Here is a 22,143-nt window from a genome sequence, read left to right on the forward strand (position 1 = left end):
CGACCACGACACCAACGACCACGGCCGGCGTCGTTACGCCGTGAATCGGATGGCCGCCCAGGAGACCGGCGGCAGATCGACGCCGATCACCGTGCCGTCGACGGCCGCGTCGAGCGGCTGCGGCGTGACCGCATCCGGCTCGGCGGCGGTGTTGGTGCGGTAGATGTCATCGTCATGCAGGATCTCGGCGTGCGTCACCGTCACCGCCGGCGACGAAGAAGCGTCACCCCCCGCGATCCCCGGCAACGACCCCAGATCGACCGACACGCCGTGCGCGTCCGTGGCGTCGCGGTTGACGACCAGCACCAGTCCCTCGCGGGCCTCCCGATCCCAGGTGACGACCGCGTCGACCGCCGGCACGTCGCCGTAGGTCTCCGTGTGAATGGACGGGGAGGAGATCTCGGGCGCGTAGGCGTCACCCTTCGCGTGATGCGCGGCCTCGGCGAACGGGTAGAACGTGGTCTGCCTCCACGCGGGGCCGCCGGGTTCGGCCATGATCGGCGCGATGACGTTGACCAGCTGGGCGCGGGATGCGGAACGCACGCGATCGCAGTGTTTGAGCAGCGTGATCATCAGCGAGCCTTCGACCACCGCGTCGGCCGCCGTGTACACGTCCTCGAGCAGATGCGGCGCCTTCGGCCACGGCTCGTGGTGCAGGCCCTCGGACGCGGCGGCCTTCCACGCGGCCTCCTGCTCGTTCCACTTGTCCGAATACCACACGCCCCATTCGTCGAAGCTCAGGGCGATGTCGCGCGTCCCGTGGTTCGCCTCGCGGGCCTCGTCGGCGCAGGAGGCGACCGTGGCGATGAACCCGGCCATGTCCTCGGCCGAGGCGAGGAACTCCTGCATGTCCTTGGGGGCGCGCGCCCTGTGGCCGTGGTCGTAGTAGTAGGCATGCGCGGAGACGAAGTCGAGGTGCTCGTAGGCGCGGGTCAGCACCGTGCGCTCCCATGTGCCGAACGTGGGCATGTGCGCGCTGGACGAGCCGCACGCCACCAGTTCGAGGCCCGATTCGGCGAGTTTCATCGCGTGCGCGGTCTTCTCCACCGCGTCCGCGTACTCGTCCGGCGTCATGTGGCCGACCTGCCACGGACCGTCCATCTCGTTGCCGATGCACCACATCCTCACATCCATCGGCTCGGGGATGCCGTTGGCCACGCGGCGGTCCGCGAGCTCGGTGCCGGGCGCGCCGTTGACGTATTCGAGCTCGTCGAGCGCCGCCTTGAGCCCGCGCGTGCCCATGTTGACCGCAAGCATGATCTCGGTGCCGGCCTTCACGCTCCAACGATGGAAGTCGTCGATGCCGATCTCGTTGGTCTCGGTCTGATGCCATGCGAGGTCGCGCCGCACCGGACGCTTGTCGCGCGGACCGGTGCCATCCTCCCAGTTGTAGTTGGAGACAAAGTTGCCGCCCGGGTAGCGCACGCAGGTGACGCCGAGCTCGCGCACGAGATCGAGCACGTCGGAGCGGAAGCCGTCCTCGTCCGCGCTTGGATGGCCCGGTTCGTAGATGCCCCCGTACACACAGCGGCCGAGATGCTCGACGAACGAACCGAAGAGCCGCGCCGGCACGTCGGCGACCGGCCTCAGAGATCCAATGACAGTGTCGCCCATGTCACCCATGATCATTCCTTTCCCACGAGGATTCCACCCGTGTTTGCGCAATCATACATCCTGTGCTATCGTTTGTTAAAACGATACAAGACTTGGAAGGCCAAGTCCAATCGTTCACACAAGGAAGGATATAAGGACGATGAAGTTCACAGCGATGAAGAAGGCGGTCGCCCTCACCGGCGCCGCCGCCATGCTCGTCAGTGTCGCCGCCTGCGGAGGCAGCTCCAGCAACGGTTCGAGCAGCACCGGATCGGGCGATTCCGACAAGAAGATCGAGCTGACGGTCTGGTCGTGGGACTCCACGCTGCCCCGCACGGTCGAGGGCTTCGAGAAGGCCAACCCGAACATCAAGGTCAAGGTCACCAACGCCGGCACCAACAAGGACGAGTACAACGCGCTCTCCAACGCCATCGAAGGCGGCTCCGGCGCCCCGGACATCGCGCAGATCGAGTACTACGCGCTGCCCGAGTACGTGATCCGCGGCTACCTCGAGGACCTCTCCAGCTATGGCGCATCCGACTTCTCCGACTTCTACACCCCGGCACCTGGTCGTCCGTGAACGTCAACGGCGGCGTCTACGCCCTGCCGATGGACTCCGGCCCGATGGCGTGGTTCTACAACAAGGAGGTCTTCGACAAGGCCGGCGTCGACCCGACGCAGGTGAAGACCTGGGATCAGTTCTACGAGGCCGCGAAGAAGATCAAGGCCGCTGGCTCCTACATCACCTCCGACTCCGGCGACGCCGGCTTCTTCGATTCGATGACCTGACTGGCCGGCGCGAAGCCGTTCTCCACCTCCGAGGACGGCAAGACCGTCTCCATCGACCTGACCGGCGACGCCAAGGTCAAGGAGTTCACCGACTTCTGGCAGAAGATGATCGACGAGGGTCTCATCGACACCAAGACCGTCGGCTGGACCGACGACTGGAACAAGGGCCTCGACGACGGCTCCATCGCCTCCCTGCTCACCGGCGCGTGGATGCCGTACAACCTGCTCTCCGGCGCCCCGAACGGCGACGGCAAGTGGCGCATCGCCCAGATGCCGACCCCGGACGGCTCCGAGACCAACTCCGAGAACGGCGGCTCCTCGCTCGCCGTCGTCAAGTCCGACGACAAGGACAAGGTCGCCGCGGCCTACAAGTTCATGGAGTACGCCTGCCACAACGCCGAAGGCATCAAGACCCGCGTCGACGGCGGCGCCTTCCCGGCCGACAACGACACCCTCAAGTCCGACGACTTCCTCAACATGACCTCGCTGACCGACTCCGACGGCAACGCCCACGAGTACTTCGGCGGACAGAAGTTCAACGAGGAGCTGGCCAAGGCCGCCGCGAACGTGTCCACCGGCTACAAGTTCCTGCCGATCGAGGTCTACGCCCGTGGCAAGTTCGGCGACTTCGTCGGCGACGCCTACACCGGCAAGGGCAAGCTGGCCGACGGCATCGCCGCCTGGCAGAAGGATCTGAAGTCCTACGCCGAGGGCCAGGGCTACACGGTCAAGTAAGTACCGCTCCGGGGGATCGCGCCGACACACCTTCCGCGCGATCCCCCTTTTTCACACTTCGCGACCATCTTCCTCCCCGCGTGGCTCCTTCCCGAGGGTCTGGTCGCGATAACACCGGGTGGCGCATCCTCGTGATGCGCCACCCTTTTTCATGCCCTATGGCCTCCGGCCTCCCATTCCCATTCCCATTCCCATTCCCTAATTACCCCGCCCATTCCCTTATTACCTCTTCCATTCCCCTATTACCCCGCCCATCGTGAGCCATAAACGCGCAGCCATCAAGCGGTCATGGCACCCATCACGCGGTGAAATCCACATGGAGCTGTGTTCACCCCATGAAGCGGTGACGCAAAACGGCGGAATTCCGCCAATACGGAAAATCGCCTCACCGCTCCATGTGGATTTCACCACGTCATGAGGGGGCAGATCGCGTCATGGGATTCCCTAAAACCGGCTGTGGCCGAGGGACCTGCGACCGAGGGGCCCATCCCCTCGCAAAGCGACAAACGATAAGTATCAGAAACACACAAATGGGGGTCGTTCCCCGACCGAAGTCGGGGAACGACCCCCATTGCTATGCCGAATGTCGACGCCGGCGACCCGGCATCACGACGCGATCAGCGTCACAGCTTGACGACGAGGACGCCGTTGGGCTGGATGGCGGCGGTGTGCTCGCTGTCGTTGACCTGCGCGAGCGAGGCGACGAGCGGCTCGCCCTCGACGTCGACGACCGCCACATCGTGCGTGCGGTTGAACAGGAACACGAAGTGGTTCTCGTCGGTCTCGTCGGCGCGTTCGACGCGCAGCACCTCGCCGCGGTCGTCGCCCGCAGGGACGGCGACCCCGAGCTCGGCGAGGATCTCCGGCAGGCTCGTGGCGAGTCCCTCACGGCCAAGCTTCGCGCCGACGTACACCGCCTTGCCATCGCCGTACTCGTTGACGGTGATGGCGGGAGCGCCGTCGAAGCCGGTCCACTTGTCGGCCTTGAAGGTCTCGAGCACGCGACCGGTCTCGGCCACGGAGGTAATCACGTCGGCGATGTCGTGCGCAACGGCACCGTTGGACAGATCGAGGTGATTCATCGCACCGGGGAAATCGCTGCCCATCGGCGCATGCTCCTCGACACGCACGCCGACGACGTCGCGGATCGAACCGGGGTAGCCGCCGAGCCAGACGTGGTCGCGCTCGTCGGACAGACCGGTGTAGTAGGTGACGATGAGCTTGCCGCCGTTGGCGACGTACTCGCGCACGCGGCGGGACGTGTCCTCGGACAGGATGTACAGCGCGGGCAGCACGGCCACCTCGTAGGAGTCCCAGTCGCCGCGCACCGGCACGACGTCGGCGGTCACGCCGGTGTCCGCAAGACTGCGGAACCAGTCGAGCGGTTCGGTCCAGTGACGCACGTTCTGGCTGGGGGTGGCGGTGTGCTCGGTGGCCCACTGCGACTCGTAGTCGAAGACCACGGCGACCTTGCTCTTGAGCAGCTTGGTGCCGAGCAGTCCTTCGTCGGCGAGCTTGCCCAGATCCGCGCCGAGTTCGCACACGTCACGGAACACCTGGGAGTCGGCTCCCGCGTGGGGCACCATCGAGGAATGCCACTTCTCGGCACCCGCCTTGGACTGACGCCACTGGAAGTAGCAGATCGCGTCGGCGCCCATCGCGAGGTGGGCGAGGGAGTCGCGCACCAGCTCGCCCGGCTCGTTGCGGTAGTTGATCGGACGCCAGTTGACGGACGACGTGGAGTGCTCCATGAGGAACCACGGGTTCTTGCGGGCGACGCCGTCGGTGAGCGAGGCGGCGTACGCTAGCTCGTCGAGGTGGGCCTCGCCGGGGGTGAAGTAATGGTCGTTGGACACGAAGTCGACGTCGTAGCCCCACTTGTCGTAGTCGATTCCGGTGCCGCCGGCGGAGATCATGAAGTTCGTGGTCTGCGGCTTCGGCGCGATCTCGAGCAGCGCGTCGCGCTCGGCGCGGTAGAAGTCGAGCAGCGCGTCGGAGCTGAACCGCTTCCAGTCGAGCAGCTTGCCCGGGTTCATGAAGTTGCCGTCGCCGATGAAGCGCGGCGGGATGATCTCGGAGAAGTTGTTCATGTGCTGCGCCCAGAAGGCGGTGCCCCAAGCCTCGTTGACGGCCTCGATGGTGCCGTAGCGCTTTTCGCACCACTTCTGGAAGGCGCGCTCGGCGTCCTCGGAGTAGTCGAAACGGTTGTGGCAGCCGTACTCGTTGCTCACATGCCAGGCGACGACGTACGGGTTGTCCTTGTAGTGCTCGGCCATCTTGCGGCACAGCCTCAGCGCGTAGTCGAGGAAGACGGGGCTGGTGGCGCGCCAGTGCTGGCGTGCGCCGGGCTGGCACACATCGCCGCGGTAGTCGACCCAGAGGATCTCCGGGTGGGCCTGCGTCATCCACATCGGCGGCGAGGCGGTGCCGGAGGCGAGGTCGACGGCGATGCCGGCCTTGCCGAGCTTGTCGATGACACGGTCGAGCCAGTCGAAGTCGTAGACGCCCTCCTCGGGTTCCAGCTTCGCCCACGAGAAGATGGCGACGGAGACGAGATTGACTCCGGCCTTCTTCATGAGCTCGATGTCCTCGTCCCAGACCTCCTCGGGCCACTGGTCGGGGTTGTAGTCGCCGCCGTACCAGATGCGGGGCTGCTCCCCCGCAAGCGGCTGCGGCCAGTTGAAGATGCGATGTTCGGTCATTGTGTTCCTTTGTTCGCTATGACACGACGTTGTTGCGTAAGGCGCGGAATCTCATTCCTTGACGGCGCCGGCGGCGAGGCCGGACTGCCAGTACTTCTGCAGGGCGAGGAACGCGATCACCAGCGGGATGATCGTGATCAGCGAGCCCGTGATCACCAGGTTCTGGATCGCCTGACCACCCGCGGTCGACGCCTGGTCCTTCCACTGGTTCAGACCGATCGTCAACGGATACCAGTCCGCGTCCTTGAGCATGATCAACGGCAGGAAGTAGTTGTTCCACGTCGCCACGATCGTGAACAACGCCGTCGTCACGATACCCGGCGCCAACAAGGGCAGGCTGATCGTCCAGAACGTACGGAACTCACTCGCCCCATCAACCCTGGCCGCCTCCAAGAGCTCCGTCGGCACCGCCTGCTCGCTGAAGATCCACATCAGGTACAGTCCGAACGGCGAGATCAGGCTCGGGATGATCATGGCCCACGGCGTGTTCGTCAAACCCAGCTTGGCGAACAGGAGGAACTGCGGGACCGCCAACGCGATACCCGGCACACTGATCGAGCCGATGATGACGGCGAACACGGCCTTGCGGCCCGGGAACCGGAACTTCGCCAACGCGTACCCGCCCATGATCGCCAACAACGTGGCGCCGCCCGCGCCCACCACCACATACAGGAGCGTGTTCACCAGCCAGCGGCCGAAGATCCCGTCCTGGTACGTGAACACCGTCACGATGTTGTCCCACAACGCAAAGCTCTTGCCGAAACCGAGGCCGAACGTCGACGTGAAGTCCGCCTGGGTCTTCGTCGCGTTGATCAGCAGGTACACGAACGGGAACAGGCAGTACACCGCGAAGACCGCGCACACCACCGTCATCCACACGCTCCGGCGCGGGTTGTTCACGTTCGCGAACCCGCTCCTCTGCGCCCTCTTGCGCTCGGCGGCCTCGTCACGCGCGACGCGCTTCTGGCGCTCCCTCTCCGCCTTCCTGGCGGCCCTCTCCTGGGCCCTGAGATCGGCCGCGCTCATACGACCGGGGGCAGTCTCAACCACGCTCATCACGCACGCTCCTTCACCAACACACGGGACATCATCATCGAAACCGGAACCGTCTGACGCGCCATCACTTCATCTGCTCCTTGAGGCTGTTCAACTGCACCGCGTACGCGATCGCCATCGTGATCACCGCCATCGTGATCGCCAAAGCCGCCGCGTAGTTCGACTGGTTGCCGCTGAAGCTCAGGTTGTACGCGTACATGTTCGGCGTGTAGTACGTCGTGATCGCGTTGCCCGGCACCATGTTCTGCAAGATCGAAGGCTCGTTGAACAGCTGGAACGAGCCGATGATCGAGAAGATCACCGTGATCGCCAGACTGCCCTTCAGCTCCGGCAGCTTGATGCTCTTGACGATCTTCCACTCCGACGCGCCGTCGATCGACGCCGCCTCATACAGGCTGTGGGGGATCGTGGACAGCGAGCTGTAGAAGATCAGCATGTTGTAGCCCGTGAACTCCCACGTCACGATGTTGCCGATCGACGCCAACAACACCGACGGCGCGAACATGTCCAGATCCGTGCCCAGCACACCGTTCAGCGAACCCACCAGACCGTACTTCGCGCCATACACGAAACCCCAGATCAACGTGGACACCACCGCGGGCACCGCGTACGGCAGGAACGTCGAGATACGGAAGAACTTCGTGCCATGCAGCTTCATCGAATCCAACGCCAACGCCATCAACGCCGACAGGAACAACATGATCGGCACCTGCACACACGTGAACAACGCCACACGACCCACACTGCTCCAGAACTGGCCGTCCTGCAACAGACGCGCGTAGTTCTCCACCCCCACGAACCTCGTACCGCCGATCATCTGCTTCTTGAAGAAACTGATGTAGATCGCGTACACGATCGGGATGATGAACACGAACACGAACACCACCGCGAACGGCCACATGAACTTCCAACCACGCCAATCAGGCTTATGCCCATTCTCCCGCACCGCAGACGACCCAGTGGACGTCACGGCAACCGAGGACTGCGCTGAAACCATTACCAGCCCCTCTCCTTCGAAGGCTCCGATGGGCGCTCCCCGTTCCGGACGATCATCCGTCCGGAACGTCTCACGTATCCAATCTCCTAAAATGTTTGCGTTATCATCATAACATCATTCTTCGGTCTGTCCAATCGAAGTTTTTCGTGTCGCGACAAGGCGATACCGACAATGACATATAATGTTGACGAAAACATCGTTGTGCATCATCCGGTACGTCAGCGACGACGATACATACCCGAAACCGACACCCGCCTGCCGGGACGGCCGCACGCCCTCACCGCCGCGGCGCAGACGAGGGCGCAGGTGAGTGGGGAACGGTCCCTTCGTCGCCGGACGGCAGGATGATTGTCGGCGGACAGCCGATCACGCCAACGAATCGAAGAGCCGAAGAACCAACGAACCGAGGAGCGTCAGGATCATGTCACGCAGCATTCAGGTATCGATGCAGGACGTCGCCAAGGAGGCGGGCGTCTCCCCGCAGACGGTATCCCGCGTGGCCAACGGCAGCGACGCGGTACGCCCCGACACCCGTCAGCGCGTCGAAGCCGCGATGGAACGGCTCGGCTACCGTCCGAACTACGCGGCGCGGGCGCTGAAGCACGGCAGCTTCCGCAACATCGGCGTCGTGCTGTTCAACATGACGACGTTCGGCAACTCGCGTATCCTCAACGGCATCCTCAACGCGGCGATCGCCGACAGCTACTCGATCACGCTCCAGCTCATCCCCACCAACGGCGAGCGCACGCTGAACGCGGCGGTCGACCGCATGAAGCAGCAGCCGGTCGACGGCGTCATCGTCCTGCTCGAGGAGCGCATCGCCGGTTTCGCCGGGTATCGCCCGCCGAAGGACCTGCCGGTCGTGCTCATCACCGAGGGCGCGGCCGACCACTGCCCCACCGTCGACGCCGACCAGTACGGCTGCTCGACCGCCATCGTCGACTATCTGATGAGCAAGGGGCATCGCACGGTGCATCACATCGCGGGCCCCGCGTCGTCGCGAGCCGCCGAAAGCCGTGCGCGCGGATGGCGTGAGGCGCTCGAACAGCTCGGCGCGCCCGTGCCGGACATGTACATGGGCGACTGGCTGGCCGACTCCGGCTATCAGGCCGGCATGGCGCTGGCGCACGACCCGACCTGCACCGCGATCTACGCGGCGAACGATCAGATGGCGTACGGCGCGATCCAGGGGCTCAAGGCCGCCGGCAAACGCGTCCCCGAGGATGTCAGCGTCGTCGGCGTCGACGACTCCCTCGTCTACATGGTGCCCCGCCTCGACCTGACGACGATGCGCATGAAGTTCGACGAGATCGGCGCCACTGCCTTCTCGATGATCCGCCGCCAGTGCGAGGGCGAGAAGGTGCCGACCGGCATCAAGACCGTCATCCCCGCGGAATTCGTCGAACGTGGATCGGTCCGCGATCTGAACGAATAGCGCCGAGCGGCACGCGGGAGACGAACTCGCGCGGCTCGCCGCTGACCGGGTCGACAAACGAAAGACGCCGTGCGACCAGTTCGAGCGGCCTTGAGAAGTCATCGTACGCACGCTGTTCGATACGCGGGTAGAAGTCGTCGCCGGCAATCGGCAGGCCGATCGAATTCATATGCACACGCAGCTGGTGCGTCTTGCCGGTGCGCGGGTGCAGCGTGTAGGCACGCATGCCGCTCCCCCACGCGGCGGGTGCGGCATCGTCAGCACCGCACGTCCGCGTTCCAAGCTCGATCACCGTCTCGGCGTTGACCTCGCCCGGCTCCTCATACGCCTGCAGACGCCCGCGCTCCTTGACAATGCGCGACCGCCGGCGCAGCGGGAACACGCGCGGCGGCTCCAGCCGTTCGATCGTCCCGTACTCCGGCCGCGTGATCGGCGCGCACGGCGCCAGACACTCGTACGTCTTGGACGTGCGACGCTCCTGGAACAGCATCTGATACGCCCCGCGCAGCGCAGGATCGCGCACGAACACGACGATGCCGGCCGTGAGCCGGTCGAGCCGATGCGCCGGCGTGATCGAGTCATCCCCGTACATCTCGCGCAATCGCATCAGCGCGGTCTGCCGGTACCACATGCCACGCGGGGTCGTCGCCAGAAAATGTGGCTTGTCGACGACGATGATCCCCGCGTCCTCATACACCACCGGCAACTCGAACGGGATATCCGGCTCCTCGGTCACGAATCGGTGGCGCATGATGTCGTGTATCTCATTCGACGGTGACGGACTTGGCGAGGTTGCGCGGCTTGTCGACGTCGTAGCCCTTGAGCTTGGCCATGTCCATCGCGAACAGCTGCAGCGGGACCACGTCGACGAGCGGGCTCATCAGCGTCGGGCAGGCCGGACGCCAGAAGACGACGTCCGCGTAACGTTCGACGTCCTTGTCTCCCTCCTCGGCGACAGCGATGATGAACGCGCCGCGCGCCTTGACCTCCTCGATGCCGGACAGCACCTTGGCGTGCAGCACGTCGCGTCCGCGCTCCGGAGGCACGATGAACACGACCGGCTCGCCCTCATCGACCAGCGCGATCGGACCGTGCTTGAGCTCGCCGGCGGCGAAGCCCTCGGTGAACGTGTAGGCGATCTCCTTGAGCTTCAAGGCTCCCTCGAGCGCGACCGGATAGCCGACGTGGCGGCCGAGGAAGAGGAACGATTGCGCGTTCAGCATGCGCTCGGCGGCCTTGTGGATCGCGCCGGTCTGTGTGTCGAGCACCCACTGGATCTTGCGCGGCATGGCCTTGAGCGAGTCAAGGATGTGGCGGATCTCGTCGCGGAACATCGCGCCCTTGACCTGCGCCAGATACAGACCGAGCAGGTAGGCGGCGGTGATCTGCGCGACGAACGCCTTGGTCGAGGCGACCGCGACCTCCGGGCCGGCGTGCGTGTACAGCACCGCGTCGGATTCACGCGGGATGGACGCGCCCTGCGTGTTGCAGATCGCGAGCACCTTCGAGCCCTGTTCGCGCGCGTGGCGCAACGCCATCAGCGTGTCCATCGTCTCGCCGGACTGCGAGATCGCGACGACGAGCGTGCGCGGGGTGAGGATCGGGTCACGGTAGCGGAACTCGTGCGCCAGCTCGATCTCGACGGGGATGCGCACCCAGTGCTCGATCGCGTACTTGGCGACCATGCCCGCGTAGGCGGCGGTGCCGCAGGCGATGACGATGATCTTGTCGATCGCCTTGAAGTCGTGTTCGTCGATGCGCACCTCGTCGAGGGCGACATCGCCGTTTTTGTCGAAGCGTCCGAGCAGCGTGCGCTGCACGGCAGCCGGGTCCTCGTGGATCTCCTTGTCCATGAACGAGTCCCAACCGCCCTTCTCGGCCGCCGAGGCGTCCCAGTCGACGGTGTAGGTCTTCGGGTTCGCGACGACGTTGCCGTCGAAGTCGGTGACGACGACCTTGTCGGCGGACACGCACACGGCCTGATCCTGATCGACCTCCATCGCGCGCTTCGTGTACGCGACGAACGCGGCGACGTCGGAGCCGAGGAAGTTCTCGCCGTCGCCGAGACCGACGACGAGCGGCGAATCGTGACGCGCGCCGACGACGATGTCCGGCTGGCGGCAGTCGGTGGCGAGGATCGTGAACGCGCCCTTGAGCATGCGGGCGAGGCGGCGGATCGCCTTGAACAGGTCGGGCGCGCCCTCCTCGCGGATGATGGTGTCGACGATCTTGCCGAGCAGCTTGGCCGCGACCTCGGTGTCGGTGGCGGAGGAGAAGTGGTATCCCTCCGCCTGCAGGTCGAGGCGCAGCTGGGAGGCGTTCTCGATGATGCCGTTGTGGATGATCGCGACCTTGCCGTCCTGACTGGTGTGCGGGTGGGCGTTCACGTCGCTCGGCACGCCGTTGGTGGCCCAGCGCGTGTGGCCGATGCCGACCGTGGCGAGCGGCATCGGGTCGCGTTCGATGTCCTCGACGAGGTTCGAGAGGCGTCCGGCCTTCTTGCGCACCTCGACATGATCCATGCCGGGCGCGGTCAACGCCACGCCGGCCGAATCGTAGCCGCGGTATTCGAGGCGCTTCAGACCCTGGAGGCAGACCTCCAGAGGCTTGCCGCACGCGGTATCAATCTGTCCTGCATATCCAACGATTCCACACATGGCTTACCAGCCTACTACAGCGAGATCACAGCACGTGCTGCAGGAAGTCCCTGAACCTCGGCTCGGTGGGGTGGTCGATGATGTCGGAGGTGCCGTGCTCGACGACCACGCCGCCGTCCATGAAGACGACCTGATCGGCGACCTCGCGGGCGAATCCGATCTCGTGCGTGACGACGATCATCGTCATACCCTCCTTGGCGAGCGAGAGCATGACGTTCAAAACCTCGCCGACCAGCTCGGGGTCGAGCGCGGAGGTCGGTTCGTCGAAGAGCATGATCTCCGGCTTCATCGCGAGGGCGCGGGCGATGGCGACGCGCTGCTGCTGGCCGCCGGACAGTTCGGCCGGATAGTAGTCGAGACGCTCGCCGAGGCCGACGCGGTTGAGCTCGGCGACGGCCAGCTCGCGCGCCTCGGCCTTCTTCATGCCCTTGACGTGGACCGGCGCCTCCATGACGTTCTCGAGCGCGGTCATGTGCGGGAACAGGTTGAAACGCTGGAAGACCATGCCGAGCTTGGAGCGCTGCGCGGCGATCTCCTTCTCGTTCAGCGTCTGGAGCATGTCCTGGCCGTTCTTGGTGACGTGCTTGTAGCCGATGAGCTCGCCGTCGACCTCGATCGAGCCGCCCGTGAGCGTCTCGAGCTGGTTGATGAGCCTCAGGAACGTGGACTTGCCGGAGCCTGAGGGGCCGAGGATCACGGTCACGGTACCGGGTTCGACGGTCAGGTCGACGCCCTTGAGCACATGCAGCGATCCGAACGCCTTGTGGACGCCGACGGCCTTGACGGCCGGCACATGGGCGGCGCTTGCCGGAGCGGTAGTCGCCGGAGCGGCGGTGGTTGCGGTTTCAGTCATGATGTTCGTCTCCCCTCGCTTCAGGCCGTCAGTCCGCTGAACGTGGCGTCGTTGAGCTTGTCGACCTTGTCCTTCGGCTCACCCTCGGTCTTGCCGGGCAACGGCGGCTGCTTGCCGCGCGAGCCGATCGGACGCGCGTCGAAGCCCTTGCCGAAATGCTTCTCGAGACGCGACTGGATGACCATCATGATGGAGGTGATGAGCAGGTACCAGATGCAGGCCACGATGAGCAGCGGGATCGGCTTGTAGATGCGGTTCGCGATCGCGTTGGTCGCGAACTGGAGTTCCAAAGTGAACGGCACAGCCTGGACCAGCGACGTGGTCTTGAGCATGCCGATCGTCTCGTTGCCGGTCGGCGGGATGATGATGCGCATGGCCTGCGGCAGGATGATGCGGCGCATGATGAGCGAACGCTTCATGCCGAGCGCCTTGGCGGCCTCGGTCTGGCCCGGGTCGACGGCCTCAAGGCCGGCGCGCACGATCTCGGACAGGTACGCGGCCTCGTTGAGGGCCAGACCGATCCACGCGGCGTTGAACGCGGTGATGACGGTCTCCGAGTCGATGCTCCAGAACTCGACCGAGGTGAACGGGATGCCGAGGCTCAGCTTCGGGATGAGCACGGCGAACAGACCCCAGAACACGAGCTGCGTGTACACAGGGGTGCCGCGGAAGAACCAGATGAAGAACCAGCTCACGCCCCTGAGCACCGGGTTGATCGACTTGCGCATGATCGCGAGGATCACCGACAGGATGATCGCCACGATCATCGAGAGGGCCGTGAGGATCAGCGTGTAGGCGATGCCCTCGCGCACGTTCTCGTTGAACAGGTACTTCCACACGGTGGGCCAGTCGAGGCGCGGATTGGTGATCATCCCCTGGATGAGCATCGCGGCCAGCAGCGCCACGATGACGCCCGCCACGACCGGGCCGGTGCGCTTGACCGGCAGCGCCTTGATGCGGTTCGGGATGTCCAGCCTCTCGCCGTCGGTTTCCTTCTTCGCCATGGATCGGCTTCCTCTCGGTTGTTCTCGGTTCCTGTGTTACACGGCGCGTGTTACACGATGTGTGTTACGCGGTTACGCGCCGTGCGTTACGCGACGCCCGCGCCTGTCAGCCCTCGACGTTCGGGTTGACCTCGGCCTTGTCGAGACCGCCGGACTCGACGCCCCAGTGCTTGAGGATCTTGCCGTACGTGCCGTCGTCCATCAGCTTCTGCATCGCCTTCTGCACGGCCTCGACGGTCTGGGAATCGCCCTTCTTGATGGCCACGGCGTTCGGCACGGAGTCGAAGTCCTTGCCGAGCTGCTCGAGCTCGCCGCCGGTCTGGGCGATCGCGTAGCCGACCACCGGGGAGTCGGCGAAGAACACGTCGGCCTTGCCGGTCACGACCGCGGTGGTGGCGTCGGTCTGCTGCTTCGAGGACTGCACCTCGATGTCCTTCTTGCCGTCGGCCTTGCACTGCTTGGCGGTCTCGGCGATGGCCTCCTCCTCGACGGTGCCGGTCTCGACCGCGATCTTCAAGCCGCACAGGTTGTTCTCGTCGATCTTCTCCGGGTTGCCCTTCTTGACCGCGTAGGCCATGCCGGACGTGAAGTAGGAGACGAAGTCGACCGAGTCCATGCGCTCCGGTGTGATCGTGAACGCGGCGATGCCGAGGTCGTACTTGGAGCCGACGGCCGGGATGATCGTGTCGAAGTTGGAGGAGACGACCTCGGTCTCGAGGCCGAAGATGTTGCCCATCGCGCGGGCGAGGTCCATGTCGTAGCCGATCTGCGTCTTGCCGTCGGCGTCGAGGAACTCGGCCGGGGCGTACGACGGGTTCGTGCCGATCGTCAGCTTGCCGTCCTTGGTCACCGATTCCGGCAGCAGGGAGGCGATGGCGTCGTCCTTCTTGACGCCGCTGACGTCATAGCTGGTGATGGTGGCCGCGTCGGCGCCGTCCGACGACGAGTCCGTCGCCTCGTCGCTCGTGCCGCACGCGGCGGCGGTCAGCAGCATCGCGACGCCCAGCGTGGCGGCGGTGGCGGTCTTGAATCCCTTGAACAATCCCTTGAACGACATGGGGTGATTCCTCGCTTCTTCTCTTCTCGTGAACGACGGTTGCGCGCCGTGCTGTCACGACGCGCAACCGGACGACCGCGCGATCACGCGGCCATGTGCCGGCGCATGTGTCTCCACATGCGCCCACGCAATGTATGCAACGAATATACACGCCGCTGCATACACATGCGCGTTACCTCCCGGACAGTCTCCGTTCGCCCGTCATTCGACGGTCGGGTTGATCTCCGGCTTGTCGATCGCACCGGAGGAGACGCCCCACGTATCGAGGATCTTCTTGTACGTGCCGTCGTCCATCAGCTTCTGGATGGCCTTCTGCACGGCCTCGGCGGTCTTCGAATCACCCTTCTTGATGGCCACGGCCTCCGGGGTCACGCCCACGTCCTCGCCCAGCGCCTCAAGCGTGTCGCCGGTCTGCGTGATCGCGTAGCCCGCGACCGGGGAGTCGGCGTAGAACACGTCGGCCTTGCCGGACGCGACGGCGGTGGTCACATCGGTCTGCAGCTTCGAGGACTGGATCTCGATCTCGCTCTTGCCGTCGGCCTTGCACTGCTCGTTGTCCTTGTTGACTTCCTCCTCCTGCGTGGTGCCGGTCTGCACGGCGACCTTCTTGCCGCACAGGTCGGAGGAGTCGACCTTGTTCGGGTTGCCCTTCTGGACGACGAACGTCGAGCCCGCCTTGAAGTAGGTGACGAAGTCGACCGCCTCGAGACGGTCCTTGGTCACGGTGAACGAGGAGATGCCGATGTCGTACTTGGAGCCGACGGACGGGATGATCGAATCGAACGTCGAGGTGACCGTCTCCTCCTTGAGGCCGAAGATCGCAGCGAGCGCCTTGGACAGGTCGACGTCGAAGCCGACCGGGGTCTTGCCGTCCTCGGCGAGGAACTCGGCCGGGGCGTACGAGGTGTCGGTGCCGACGACCAGCGTGCCGTCCTTGGTGACGGAGTCGGGCAGGAGCGCCGCGATCTCGTCGTCCTTCTTGATCGAGCTCGTGTCGAAGCCCTTGGTGGTGCTGCCGGAGCTGGAGGACGAGCCGGAGTCGCCGGACGACGCTGCGGTGTCGGACGAATCGGTGGTGCCGCATGCGGCGGCCGCGAAGAGCATCGCGGCGGACAGGATGGCGGCGGTTGCGGTCTTGAGTCCCTTGGTGATTCCCATGCTTACGGACATTGGATTTCCTCTCTCAGAAATGTCGATCGGGCGGGTATGTTTCCCGACTGATTCGCGAGAGTAGGTTTCCTATGCTACGAAAGCGTAAATCTCACGGATACGGTTCATTACGTGAGACGCTTGACTCCGGGAGGCGGGGCGATTGACGGTGCGCGACACACTCAAGGCCGTTCGGCCATCGGTCGCTCCGCTCCCTGCCTACGGTCGCGCACCGTCAATCGCCCCACCTTCCTCCGGACCGGACCCACACGGTATCCCCGTATCAGCGGACCGAGCGCTTGTTGGCGTAGCGCATGGCGCGCAGGGCCTCGCGCTTGTCCTGCTCCTCGCGCAGGGCCTGACGCTTGTCGAATTCGCGCTTGCCTCGGGCCAGGGCGATCTCAGCCTTGACTCGGCCGTCCTTGAAATAGAGGCTCAGCGGGACGATCGTGTAGCCCTTGGCCTCGGACTGGCGGGCGAGCTTCAGGATCTCGCGCTCGTGGAGCAGCAGCTTGCGCTTGCGCTTGGGCGCGTGGTTGTTCCATGTGCCGTTCAGGTATTCGGGGATGTTGGCGTTCTCGAGCCAGATCTCGTTGCGGCGGTCGATCGAGATGAACGCCTCGGCGAGCGACGCCCGGCCCTCGCGCAGCGACTTGACCTCGGTGCCAGTCAGTACGAGGCCGGCCTCGTACTTGTCCTCGATGGCGTAGTCGTGACGCGCCTTCTTGTTCTGGACGATCAGCTTCGTCCCCTGTTCCTTCGCCATCGCGGCGATGTCCTTTCGATCAGTAGTGCACGTATTCGTTGCCGTTCGGCCAGACGGTCTCCCATGCCGGGAAGGTCGCGAAGCCGGTGCCGCCCTCGGAGATCAGCAGGCTGCCGTCGGAGTTGATGCGTTCGACGATCGCGACGTGGCCGTACAGGCGGTTCGCGTACCAGGTGGTGACCTTCTGTCCGGTGCGGAACACCATCGCGGCGCCCACGTGCGGGGTGTTGTTCACGTAATAGCCGAGCGCGCGGCCCTTGGTGCCCCATTCGGCGCCGTTGCCCATGTAGGAGCCGACGGGCAGGCTCAGCTGGGAGCGGCGGATGTACGCCCACAGCGTGCACTGGCGTGCCGGGTAGGCGGAGCCGCCGACGGTGTTGCCGGTGTTGTGGCCGTAGCAGAACGTGGAGCCTTCGGGGCAGTTGCCCGGCACGGAGTAGTTCATGCCGTTGGCGCCGGACGAGGAACCTCCGGAGGACGAACCACCCGAAGACGAGCCACCGGACGACGAGCCACCCGACGAGGAGCCGCCGGACGACGAGCCGGAACCGCTGTTGCCGGAGCTGCCGTCGTTGCCGGAGGACGAGCCACCCGACGGCTTGCTCTGCTGGGCGGTGTTGCCCGGCGTGTAGTTGTCGGTGCCGCTCGACGGCTTGTAGGTGGCCAGCTCGGCCTCGATCAGGACGATGTCGGCAGCCTCCTTGGCCTCCTGGGTCTTCAGGCTGCTCTTCTGCGATTCAAGCTCGGCGCGCTGGGCGCTGCCCTCGGCCTGCAGTTTCTCGAGCGACGCCTCCTTGGCGCTGGCGTCCTGGGCCGCCTTCTGCGCGGCCGCGGCCTGCTGGTCGGCCTGCTTCTTGAGCTGCGCGATCTGTTCCTCGATCGCGGCAAGGCGCTGCTTGCGGTTCATCGACGTGTTGAGCGTCGTGGCGGCCGAGTTCGCGGCGTTCGCGGCGGAACGGGTGGCCGCGGCGTCGGACTGCATCTGCGCGACGAAGTCGTCGGTGGACTTGGCGTCGGTGACGACCTCCATCATCGTGGATACGTCGGAGCCGTGGAAGCTGTTACGCGCCATCTCGGCGACGGAGTCCTTGGCGTCGTCGTACTCGATGCCGGTCTCCTTGATCTTCTCCTCGAGATCGGCCTTGTCCTTCTGGGCGGCCTCGAGACGCTCGGTGGTGGCGTCGGCCAGGCTCTTGGCCTGTTCGGCCTTCTGCTGGGCCGCCTCGGTGGCCTTCTGCGCGGCCGGGATCTGCACGTTGGTCAGATCGTCCAGTTCGATGATCTTGTCGGCGAGGGCCTTGTCCACGCCGGCGAGCTTCGCCTTGATGTCGTTGTGCTTGGCGAGCTTCTGCTGGTATTCGGACACCGACACGGCCTCGGCCTTCGGCGGTGCGGGGACGATCGCCGCCAGCCCGCAGATGGCCATCATCGCCATCGACACCGCAAATCCCAATCCGGCGTTCCAGCTACGTTTCGAGCGATTCACCACTTGATCGTCCTTCCTTCACTAACGCTGGTGGTCATTGTAACGAAGATTGCTGGGGGCGCGAGTCGCGCCCTTCGGCTCGCAGCGGAAAACGGCCTTGAGCCTTGAACCTACGCCTTGAGGTAGCGGCGCAGCGAGATCGCCGAGGCGACGATCGACAGGAGCACGGCCCCCGCCACCAGCGCCGGGGCGATCATCCACACGGTCGACTGCGTGACGAACGGCATCCAGCTGACGGAACCGGCGATGCCGTCGGTGATGAACACCTGCACGATGCCGGCGAGCGTGCCGCACGCGAGCAGCGAGCCGATGAGCGAGGCGACCACGCCCTCGAGGATGAACGGCAGTCGGATCGTCCAGTTCGAGGCGCCGACGAGTCGCATGATCTCGGTCTCGTTCTTGCGCGAGGCGGCGGACATGCGGATCGTCGTGCCGGTCAGCAGGATCGCGACGACCACCATCACGCCGGCGAGCGCGACGGTGACGGCCGTGGCCCGGTTGAGCACGGCGAAGACGGGGTCGAAGATCTGCTTCTGGTCGACGACGTCCTCGACGCCGGTCTTGCCGGACAGCACTTCGGAGACCATCTTGTACTTGGTCGGGTCCTTGAGCTTCAACTGCAGGGAGTCCTGCATGTCGGCGGCGGTCAGGGTGCGCCCCTGGTAGTCGCCGTTCGGGTACTGCTTGAGGAACGTGTTCTTGTAGAAGTCCTCGCGGCTGACGTATGTGATCTTGGAGACGTTGTCGGTCAGCTCGTCCTGGATGAACTCCTCAAGCTGGACGATCTCCTGCTTGGTGGGGGCCTTGCCGGACGCGCAGGTGGCGGCCTGGCTGGTGCCGTCGGGGCACAGCCAGACGACGACCTCGATCTTGTTGTACCATTCGCCCTTCGCGCGGGTGACCTGCGCCTGCATCAGGGCGGACGCGCCGATGAACACGAAGGAGATGAACGTGACGAGCATCACCGAGACGATCATCGGCACGTTGCGTTTGAGGCTCGTCCATGTCTCGGACAGGATGAATCGCGCCCTCACTGCTGTTCCTCCTCGCTGTGATCGTTGTCGCGGTCGTTGTCGTGACCGTTCACGCCGTCATTGTCGCCGGTTTCGCCGGTGTCCTCATGGACGTTTGCCGTGTCCGCCTGCGCATCGACGTCGCCCGCTTGGCGGGTACCCCGTGAAGAACCCGCCGCGCTCGGTGGAGCGGGTGGCGCCAGCAAGCCGTTTTCGGCGTCTTCGTTCCCGGCCTTCTCACCTTTGGCGATGCGTTCCATCTCGTCGAGCTTGAGGCCCTTGCCCCACGTAAGCGTGGTCTCGAGCGGCGCGAACGCCTCGCCGTAGCGACCGGTGCGCCCGGAGTGCACGGACTGCGCCAGACGCGCGATGCCCTCATCGCCGTTCATCGCGCCGGAGGCAATCGCCCCGGCCTCGATGGCGATGGCCTGCGTGACCTCGGCCTCGATCGATCCCTGCGGACGGAACCTCAGATCAGGGTCGCCGGAGGCGCCGGACGCCCCGCCCAGCGCCTGATGCGCCTTGGACGTGACCTCGGCGTCGGGGAAGAACGCGGCGGAATCGTAGGAGCCGTGCTCCTCGTCACGCACGATGCGGCCGGTGTGCAGTTCGACGACGCGCTTGCGCATCGAATTGACGATCTCCTCGTTGTGCGTGGCCATGACGATCGTCGTGCCGGTGCGGTTGATCGCGTCAAGCACCTCCATGATGCCCAGCGACGTGGTCGGGTCGAGGTTGCCGGTCGGCTCGTCCGCGAGCAGGATCTGCGGATGGTTCACGTAGGCGCGGGCGATGGCCACGCGCTGCTGCTCGCCGCCGGACAGCTCGTGCGGGTAGCTGTCCTCCTTGCCGGTCAGGCCGACGGTCTCGAGGACCTTCGGCACCAGCGACTTGATGGCCGAACGGCGCGTGCCGATCACCTCGAGCGCGAACGCGACGTTCTGCCAGACGGTCTTGTTGTTGAGCAGCTTGTAATCCTGGAACACGAAGCCGATCGTGCGCCGGTACTGGGGCACCTGACGGTTCGAGATGCGACGCAGGTCGTTGCCCGCGACGCGGATCTCGCCGTCCGTGGCCTCCTCCTCGCGCAACAGCAGACTCAGCAGCGTGGTCTTGCCGGAGCCCGACGCGCCCACGAGGAACACGAAGTCGCCGCGATCGATATCGAGATTGATGCCGTCCAGCGCCGGCCGGGTGCCCTTCGGGTAGACCTTGCTGACGTTCCTGAGCGAGATGAGTGCCATCGTTCCTTCCTTATTGCCGGCTTATTGCCAGTACCGGCGGCTGCCGGCGAGTGATTGCCAGAGAGCGGCTGCCGGCGGGGCAACCCCGCGACCGGCGTCCGCCACCGGAGGCCGCGACCAACGGTCGGGCCTGCTTACGCATCGGCCTCCTCCTAGGCGGCGCGACGCTCCTCGTGACGCCAGCGGATGCCGGCCTGGATGAAGCCATCGAGGTCGCCGTCGAACACGGCCTGGGTCTGGGAGGTCTCGTAGCCGGTGCGCAGGTCCTTGACCATCTGGTACGGGTGCAGCACGTAGGAGCGCATCTGATCGCCCCAGCTGGCCTTGATGTCGCCGGCGAGCTCCTTCTTCTTCTTGGCCTCCTCCTCGTGGCGCAGCACGAGCAGTCGGGACTGGAGCACGGCCATGGCGGCGGCGCGGTTCTGGATCTGCGAGCGCTCGTCCTGCATCGTGACGACCAAGCCGGTGGGAAGGTGGGTGATGCGCACGGCCGAGTAGGTCGTGTTCACGCCCTGGCCGCCGGGGCCGGAGGAGCAGTACGTGTCGACGCGGATGTCGGTGTCCGGGATGTCGATGTGATCGGTGGCCTCGACGAGCGGCACCACCTCGACAGCCGCGAAGCTGGTCTGGCGACGACCCTGGTTGTCGAACGGGGAGATGCGCACGAGGCGATGCGTACCGCCCTCGACCGACAGACGGCCGTAGGCGTAGGGGGCGTCCACCTGGAAGGTGGCGGACTTGATGCCCGCCTCCTCCGCATAGGAGGTGTCCATGACCTTGGCCTTGAAGCCCATGCGCTCGCAGTAGCGCAGGTACATGCGCAGCAGCATCTGCGCGAAGTCGGCCGCGTCGACGCCGCCGGCGCCGGAACGGATCGTGACGACCGCGGAACGCTCGTCGTACTCGCCATCAAGCAGGGTCTGGATCTCCATCGCGTCCAGATCCTCGGCGATGGCCTTGAGCTCGCCTTGGGCGTCGTCGAGGGAGTCCTGATCCTCCTCCTCGCGGCCAAGCTCGACGAGCGTCTCCACGTCGTCGATGCGGGTGGACGCGGATTGAAGCTTCTTCAACTGGGATTCCGCGGCCGACAGGCGGCTGGTCACCTTCTGCGCGTTCTCCGGGTCGTCCCACAGGCCGGGCGCGGCCGCCTGCTGCTCGAGCTCCTTGATGTCCGCCTTGATGCGGTCGACGTCCAACGCCTTGGCGATGGAATCGTATTTGGATCGCACATCGGCGATCGCCTGCGAATAATCGAATTCTGCCATCGTTTCTTACCTTACGTGTCTTGCCTATGAATTGCCTTGATGATCGTCACGGGGGTATGGGCCGCGCGCATCGTCGCCTGTCGGTCCGTCGTCGTCCGCTGTTCGCCGCCGACGGGACGGCGCGGACGGAACGTCACGCGGGGATGCGCGTGACCATACGTCAAAGACCCGCGTAGATCGCGGGAATCACCACGGACAGCAGCATGCACGCGGCGATGACGATGCACACCGCGCGCACCATCGTGCGGCGGCGGCGCTCACGTCCATCGCGTTCATCCTGCTGAAAGTCACTCACGAGGTCGGATTGTATCGCACCGCTTGGTCAATGGGATGCAAGGCCCT

General features: G+C 65.1%; 17 protein-coding genes and 1 pseudogene. 2 read left to right on the forward strand and 16 right to left on the reverse strand.

Features of this window, described 5'->3' with window-relative positions; all coding sequences use genetic code 11:
* Positions 1–33: 33 nt before the first annotated feature.
* On the reverse strand, positions 34–1,623 hold the full coding sequence (locus CSQ85_RS05045) for an alpha-N-arabinofuranosidase (RefSeq protein ID WP_223846851.1): 1,590 nt from the start codon (positions 1,621–1,623) through the stop codon (positions 34–36).
* A 130-nt stretch (positions 1,624–1,753) separates the two neighbouring features.
* Here CSQ85_RS05045 and CSQ85_RS05050 point away from each other — a divergent pair.
* Positions 1,754–3,117, forward strand: a pseudogene (locus CSQ85_RS05050) (ABC transporter substrate-binding protein).
* A gap of 623 nt (positions 3,118–3,740) precedes the next feature.
* Here the strand turns inward: CSQ85_RS05050 and CSQ85_RS05055 are convergent.
* The 3 genes from CSQ85_RS05055 to CSQ85_RS05065 form a co-directional block, all read right to left on the reverse strand.
* Positions 3,741–5,819 carry a beta-galactosidase gene (locus CSQ85_RS05055; protein WP_150383145.1) on the reverse strand — a complete coding sequence of 693 codons (2,079 nt, stop codon included), beginning with the start codon at positions 5,817–5,819 and terminating at the stop codon, positions 3,741–3,743.
* Positions 5,820–5,870: 51 nt separating this feature from the next.
* Positions 5,871–6,875 (reverse strand): carbohydrate ABC transporter permease, encoded by a 1,005-nt coding sequence (locus CSQ85_RS05060; protein WP_190972896.1) that lies wholly within the window; start codon positions 6,873–6,875, stop codon positions 5,871–5,873.
* 64 nt (positions 6,876–6,939) lie between these two features.
* Positions 6,940–7,872 (reverse strand): carbohydrate ABC transporter permease, encoded by a 933-nt coding sequence (locus tag CSQ85_RS05065; protein ID WP_107041348.1) that lies wholly within the window; start codon positions 7,870–7,872, stop codon positions 6,940–6,942.
* 445 nt (positions 7,873–8,317) lie between these two features.
* On the opposite strand from CSQ85_RS05065, the gene CSQ85_RS05070 reads away from it, so the two are divergent.
* Positions 8,318–9,307: a LacI family DNA-binding transcriptional regulator gene (locus tag CSQ85_RS05070; RefSeq protein ID WP_190972915.1), complete on the forward strand. Its 990-nt coding sequence runs from the start codon at positions 8,318–8,320 to the stop codon at positions 9,305–9,307.
* Here the strand turns inward: CSQ85_RS05070 and CSQ85_RS05075 are convergent.
* The 12 genes from CSQ85_RS05075 to CSQ85_RS13520 form a co-directional block, all read right to left on the reverse strand.
* On the reverse strand, positions 9,255–10,043 hold the full coding sequence (locus CSQ85_RS05075) for a pseudouridine synthase (protein ID WP_223846852.1): 789 nt from the start codon (positions 10,041–10,043) through the stop codon (positions 9,255–9,257). The two genes, CSQ85_RS05070 and CSQ85_RS05075, sit on opposite strands and share 53 nt — an antisense overlap.
* Positions 10,044–10,071: 28 nt before the next feature.
* Positions 10,072–11,964, reverse strand: coding sequence for a glutamine--fructose-6-phosphate transaminase (isomerizing) (gene glmS / locus CSQ85_RS05080; RefSeq protein ID WP_150383149.1), 1,893 nt, complete (start codon positions 11,962–11,964; stop codon positions 10,072–10,074).
* A 25-nt stretch (positions 11,965–11,989) separates the two neighbouring features.
* Positions 11,990–12,817 (reverse strand): amino acid ABC transporter ATP-binding protein, encoded by an 828-nt coding sequence (locus CSQ85_RS05085; RefSeq protein ID WP_150383150.1) that lies wholly within the window; start codon positions 12,815–12,817, stop codon positions 11,990–11,992.
* Positions 12,818–12,837: 20 nt separating this feature from the next.
* A complete protein-coding gene (locus CSQ85_RS05090; protein WP_150383151.1) occupies positions 12,838–13,821 on the reverse strand; it encodes an amino acid ABC transporter permease in 984 nt (327 codons plus the stop codon).
* 106 nt (positions 13,822–13,927) lie between these two features.
* A complete protein-coding gene (locus tag CSQ85_RS05095) occupies positions 13,928–14,878 on the reverse strand; it encodes an ABC transporter substrate-binding protein (RefSeq protein ID WP_150383152.1) in 951 nt (316 codons plus the stop codon).
* A gap of 201 nt (positions 14,879–15,079) precedes the next feature.
* On the reverse strand, positions 15,080–16,036 hold the full coding sequence (locus CSQ85_RS05100) for an ABC transporter substrate-binding protein (RefSeq protein WP_107041366.1): 957 nt from the start codon (positions 16,034–16,036) through the stop codon (positions 15,080–15,082).
* 274 nt (positions 16,037–16,310) lie between these two features.
* Positions 16,311–16,793, reverse strand: coding sequence for an SsrA-binding protein SmpB (gene smpB / locus CSQ85_RS05105; protein WP_107041342.1), 483 nt, complete (start codon positions 16,791–16,793; stop codon positions 16,311–16,313).
* A gap of 19 nt (positions 16,794–16,812) precedes the next feature.
* Positions 16,813–18,282, reverse strand: a complete 1,470-nt coding sequence (locus tag CSQ85_RS05110; protein WP_395956351.1) for a CHAP domain-containing protein — start codon at positions 18,280–18,282, stop codon at positions 16,813–16,815.
* A gap of 107 nt (positions 18,283–18,389) precedes the next feature.
* Positions 18,390–19,313, reverse strand: a complete 924-nt coding sequence (gene ftsX / locus CSQ85_RS05115; protein WP_107041341.1) for a permease-like cell division protein FtsX — start codon at positions 19,311–19,313, stop codon at positions 18,390–18,392.
* Positions 19,310–20,536 (reverse strand): cell division ATP-binding protein FtsE, encoded by a 1,227-nt coding sequence (gene ftsE, locus CSQ85_RS05120; protein WP_150383153.1) that lies wholly within the window; start codon positions 20,534–20,536, stop codon positions 19,310–19,312. The genes ftsX and ftsE overlap by 4 nt, the downstream gene beginning before the upstream one ends.
* Before the next feature lie 152 nt (positions 20,537–20,688).
* On the reverse strand, positions 20,689–21,801 hold the full coding sequence (prfB, locus tag CSQ85_RS05125; protein WP_150383154.1) for a peptide chain release factor 2: 1,113 nt from the start codon (positions 21,799–21,801) through the stop codon (positions 20,689–20,691).
* Positions 21,802–21,961: 160 nt separating this feature from the next.
* Positions 21,962–22,096 (reverse strand): hypothetical protein, encoded by a 135-nt coding sequence (locus CSQ85_RS13520; protein ID WP_258175845.1) that lies wholly within the window; start codon positions 22,094–22,096, stop codon positions 21,962–21,964.
* Positions 22,097–22,143 lie beyond the last annotated feature (47 nt).

This window comes from Bifidobacterium rousetti (assembly GCF_008698235.1).
Taxonomy (GTDB): Bacteria; Actinomycetota; Actinomycetes; order Actinomycetales; family Bifidobacteriaceae; genus Bifidobacterium; species Bifidobacterium rousetti.

Bases quoted from the DNA above. Each gene is read 5' to 3' on its own strand.
- CSQ85_RS05045 (WP_223846851.1), bottom strand. From the start codon at position 1,623: ATGGGTGACATGGGCGACACTGTCATTGGATCTCTGAGGCCGGTCGCC.
- CSQ85_RS05055 (WP_150383145.1), bottom strand. From the start codon at position 5,819: ATGACCGAACATCGCATCTTCAACTGGCCGCAGCCGCTTGCGGGGGAG.
- CSQ85_RS05060 (WP_190972896.1), bottom strand. From the start codon at position 6,875: ATGAGCGTGGTTGAGACTGCCCCCGGTCGTATGAGCGCGGCCGATCTC.
- CSQ85_RS05065 (WP_107041348.1), bottom strand. From the start codon at position 7,872: ATGGTTTCAGCGCAGTCCTCGGTTGCCGTGACGTCCACTGGGTCGTCT.
- CSQ85_RS05070 (WP_190972915.1), top strand. From the start codon at position 8,318: ATGCAGGACGTCGCCAAGGAGGCGGGCGTCTCCCCGCAGACGGTATCC.
- glmS (WP_150383149.1), bottom strand. From the start codon at position 11,964: ATGTGTGGAATCGTTGGATATGCAGGACAGATTGATACCGCGTGCGGC.
- CSQ85_RS05085 (WP_150383150.1), bottom strand. From the start codon at position 12,817: ATGACTGAAACCGCAACCACCGCCGCTCCGGCGACTACCGCTCCGGCA.
- CSQ85_RS05090 (WP_150383151.1), bottom strand. From the start codon at position 13,821: ATGGCGAAGAAGGAAACCGACGGCGAGAGGCTGGACATCCCGAACCGC.
- CSQ85_RS05095 (WP_150383152.1), bottom strand. From the start codon at position 14,878: ATGTCGTTCAAGGGATTGTTCAAGGGATTCAAGACCGCCACCGCCGCC.
- CSQ85_RS05100 (WP_107041366.1), bottom strand. From the start codon at position 16,036: ATGGGAATCACCAAGGGACTCAAGACCGCAACCGCCGCCATCCTGTCC.
- smpB (WP_107041342.1), bottom strand. From the start codon at position 16,793: ATGGCGAAGGAACAGGGGACGAAGCTGATCGTCCAGAACAAGAAGGCG.
- ftsE (WP_150383153.1), bottom strand. From the start codon at position 20,536: ATGGCACTCATCTCGCTCAGGAACGTCAGCAAGGTCTACCCGAAGGGC.
- prfB (WP_150383154.1), bottom strand. From the start codon at position 21,801: ATGGCAGAATTCGATTATTCGCAGGCGATCGCCGATGTGCGATCCAAA.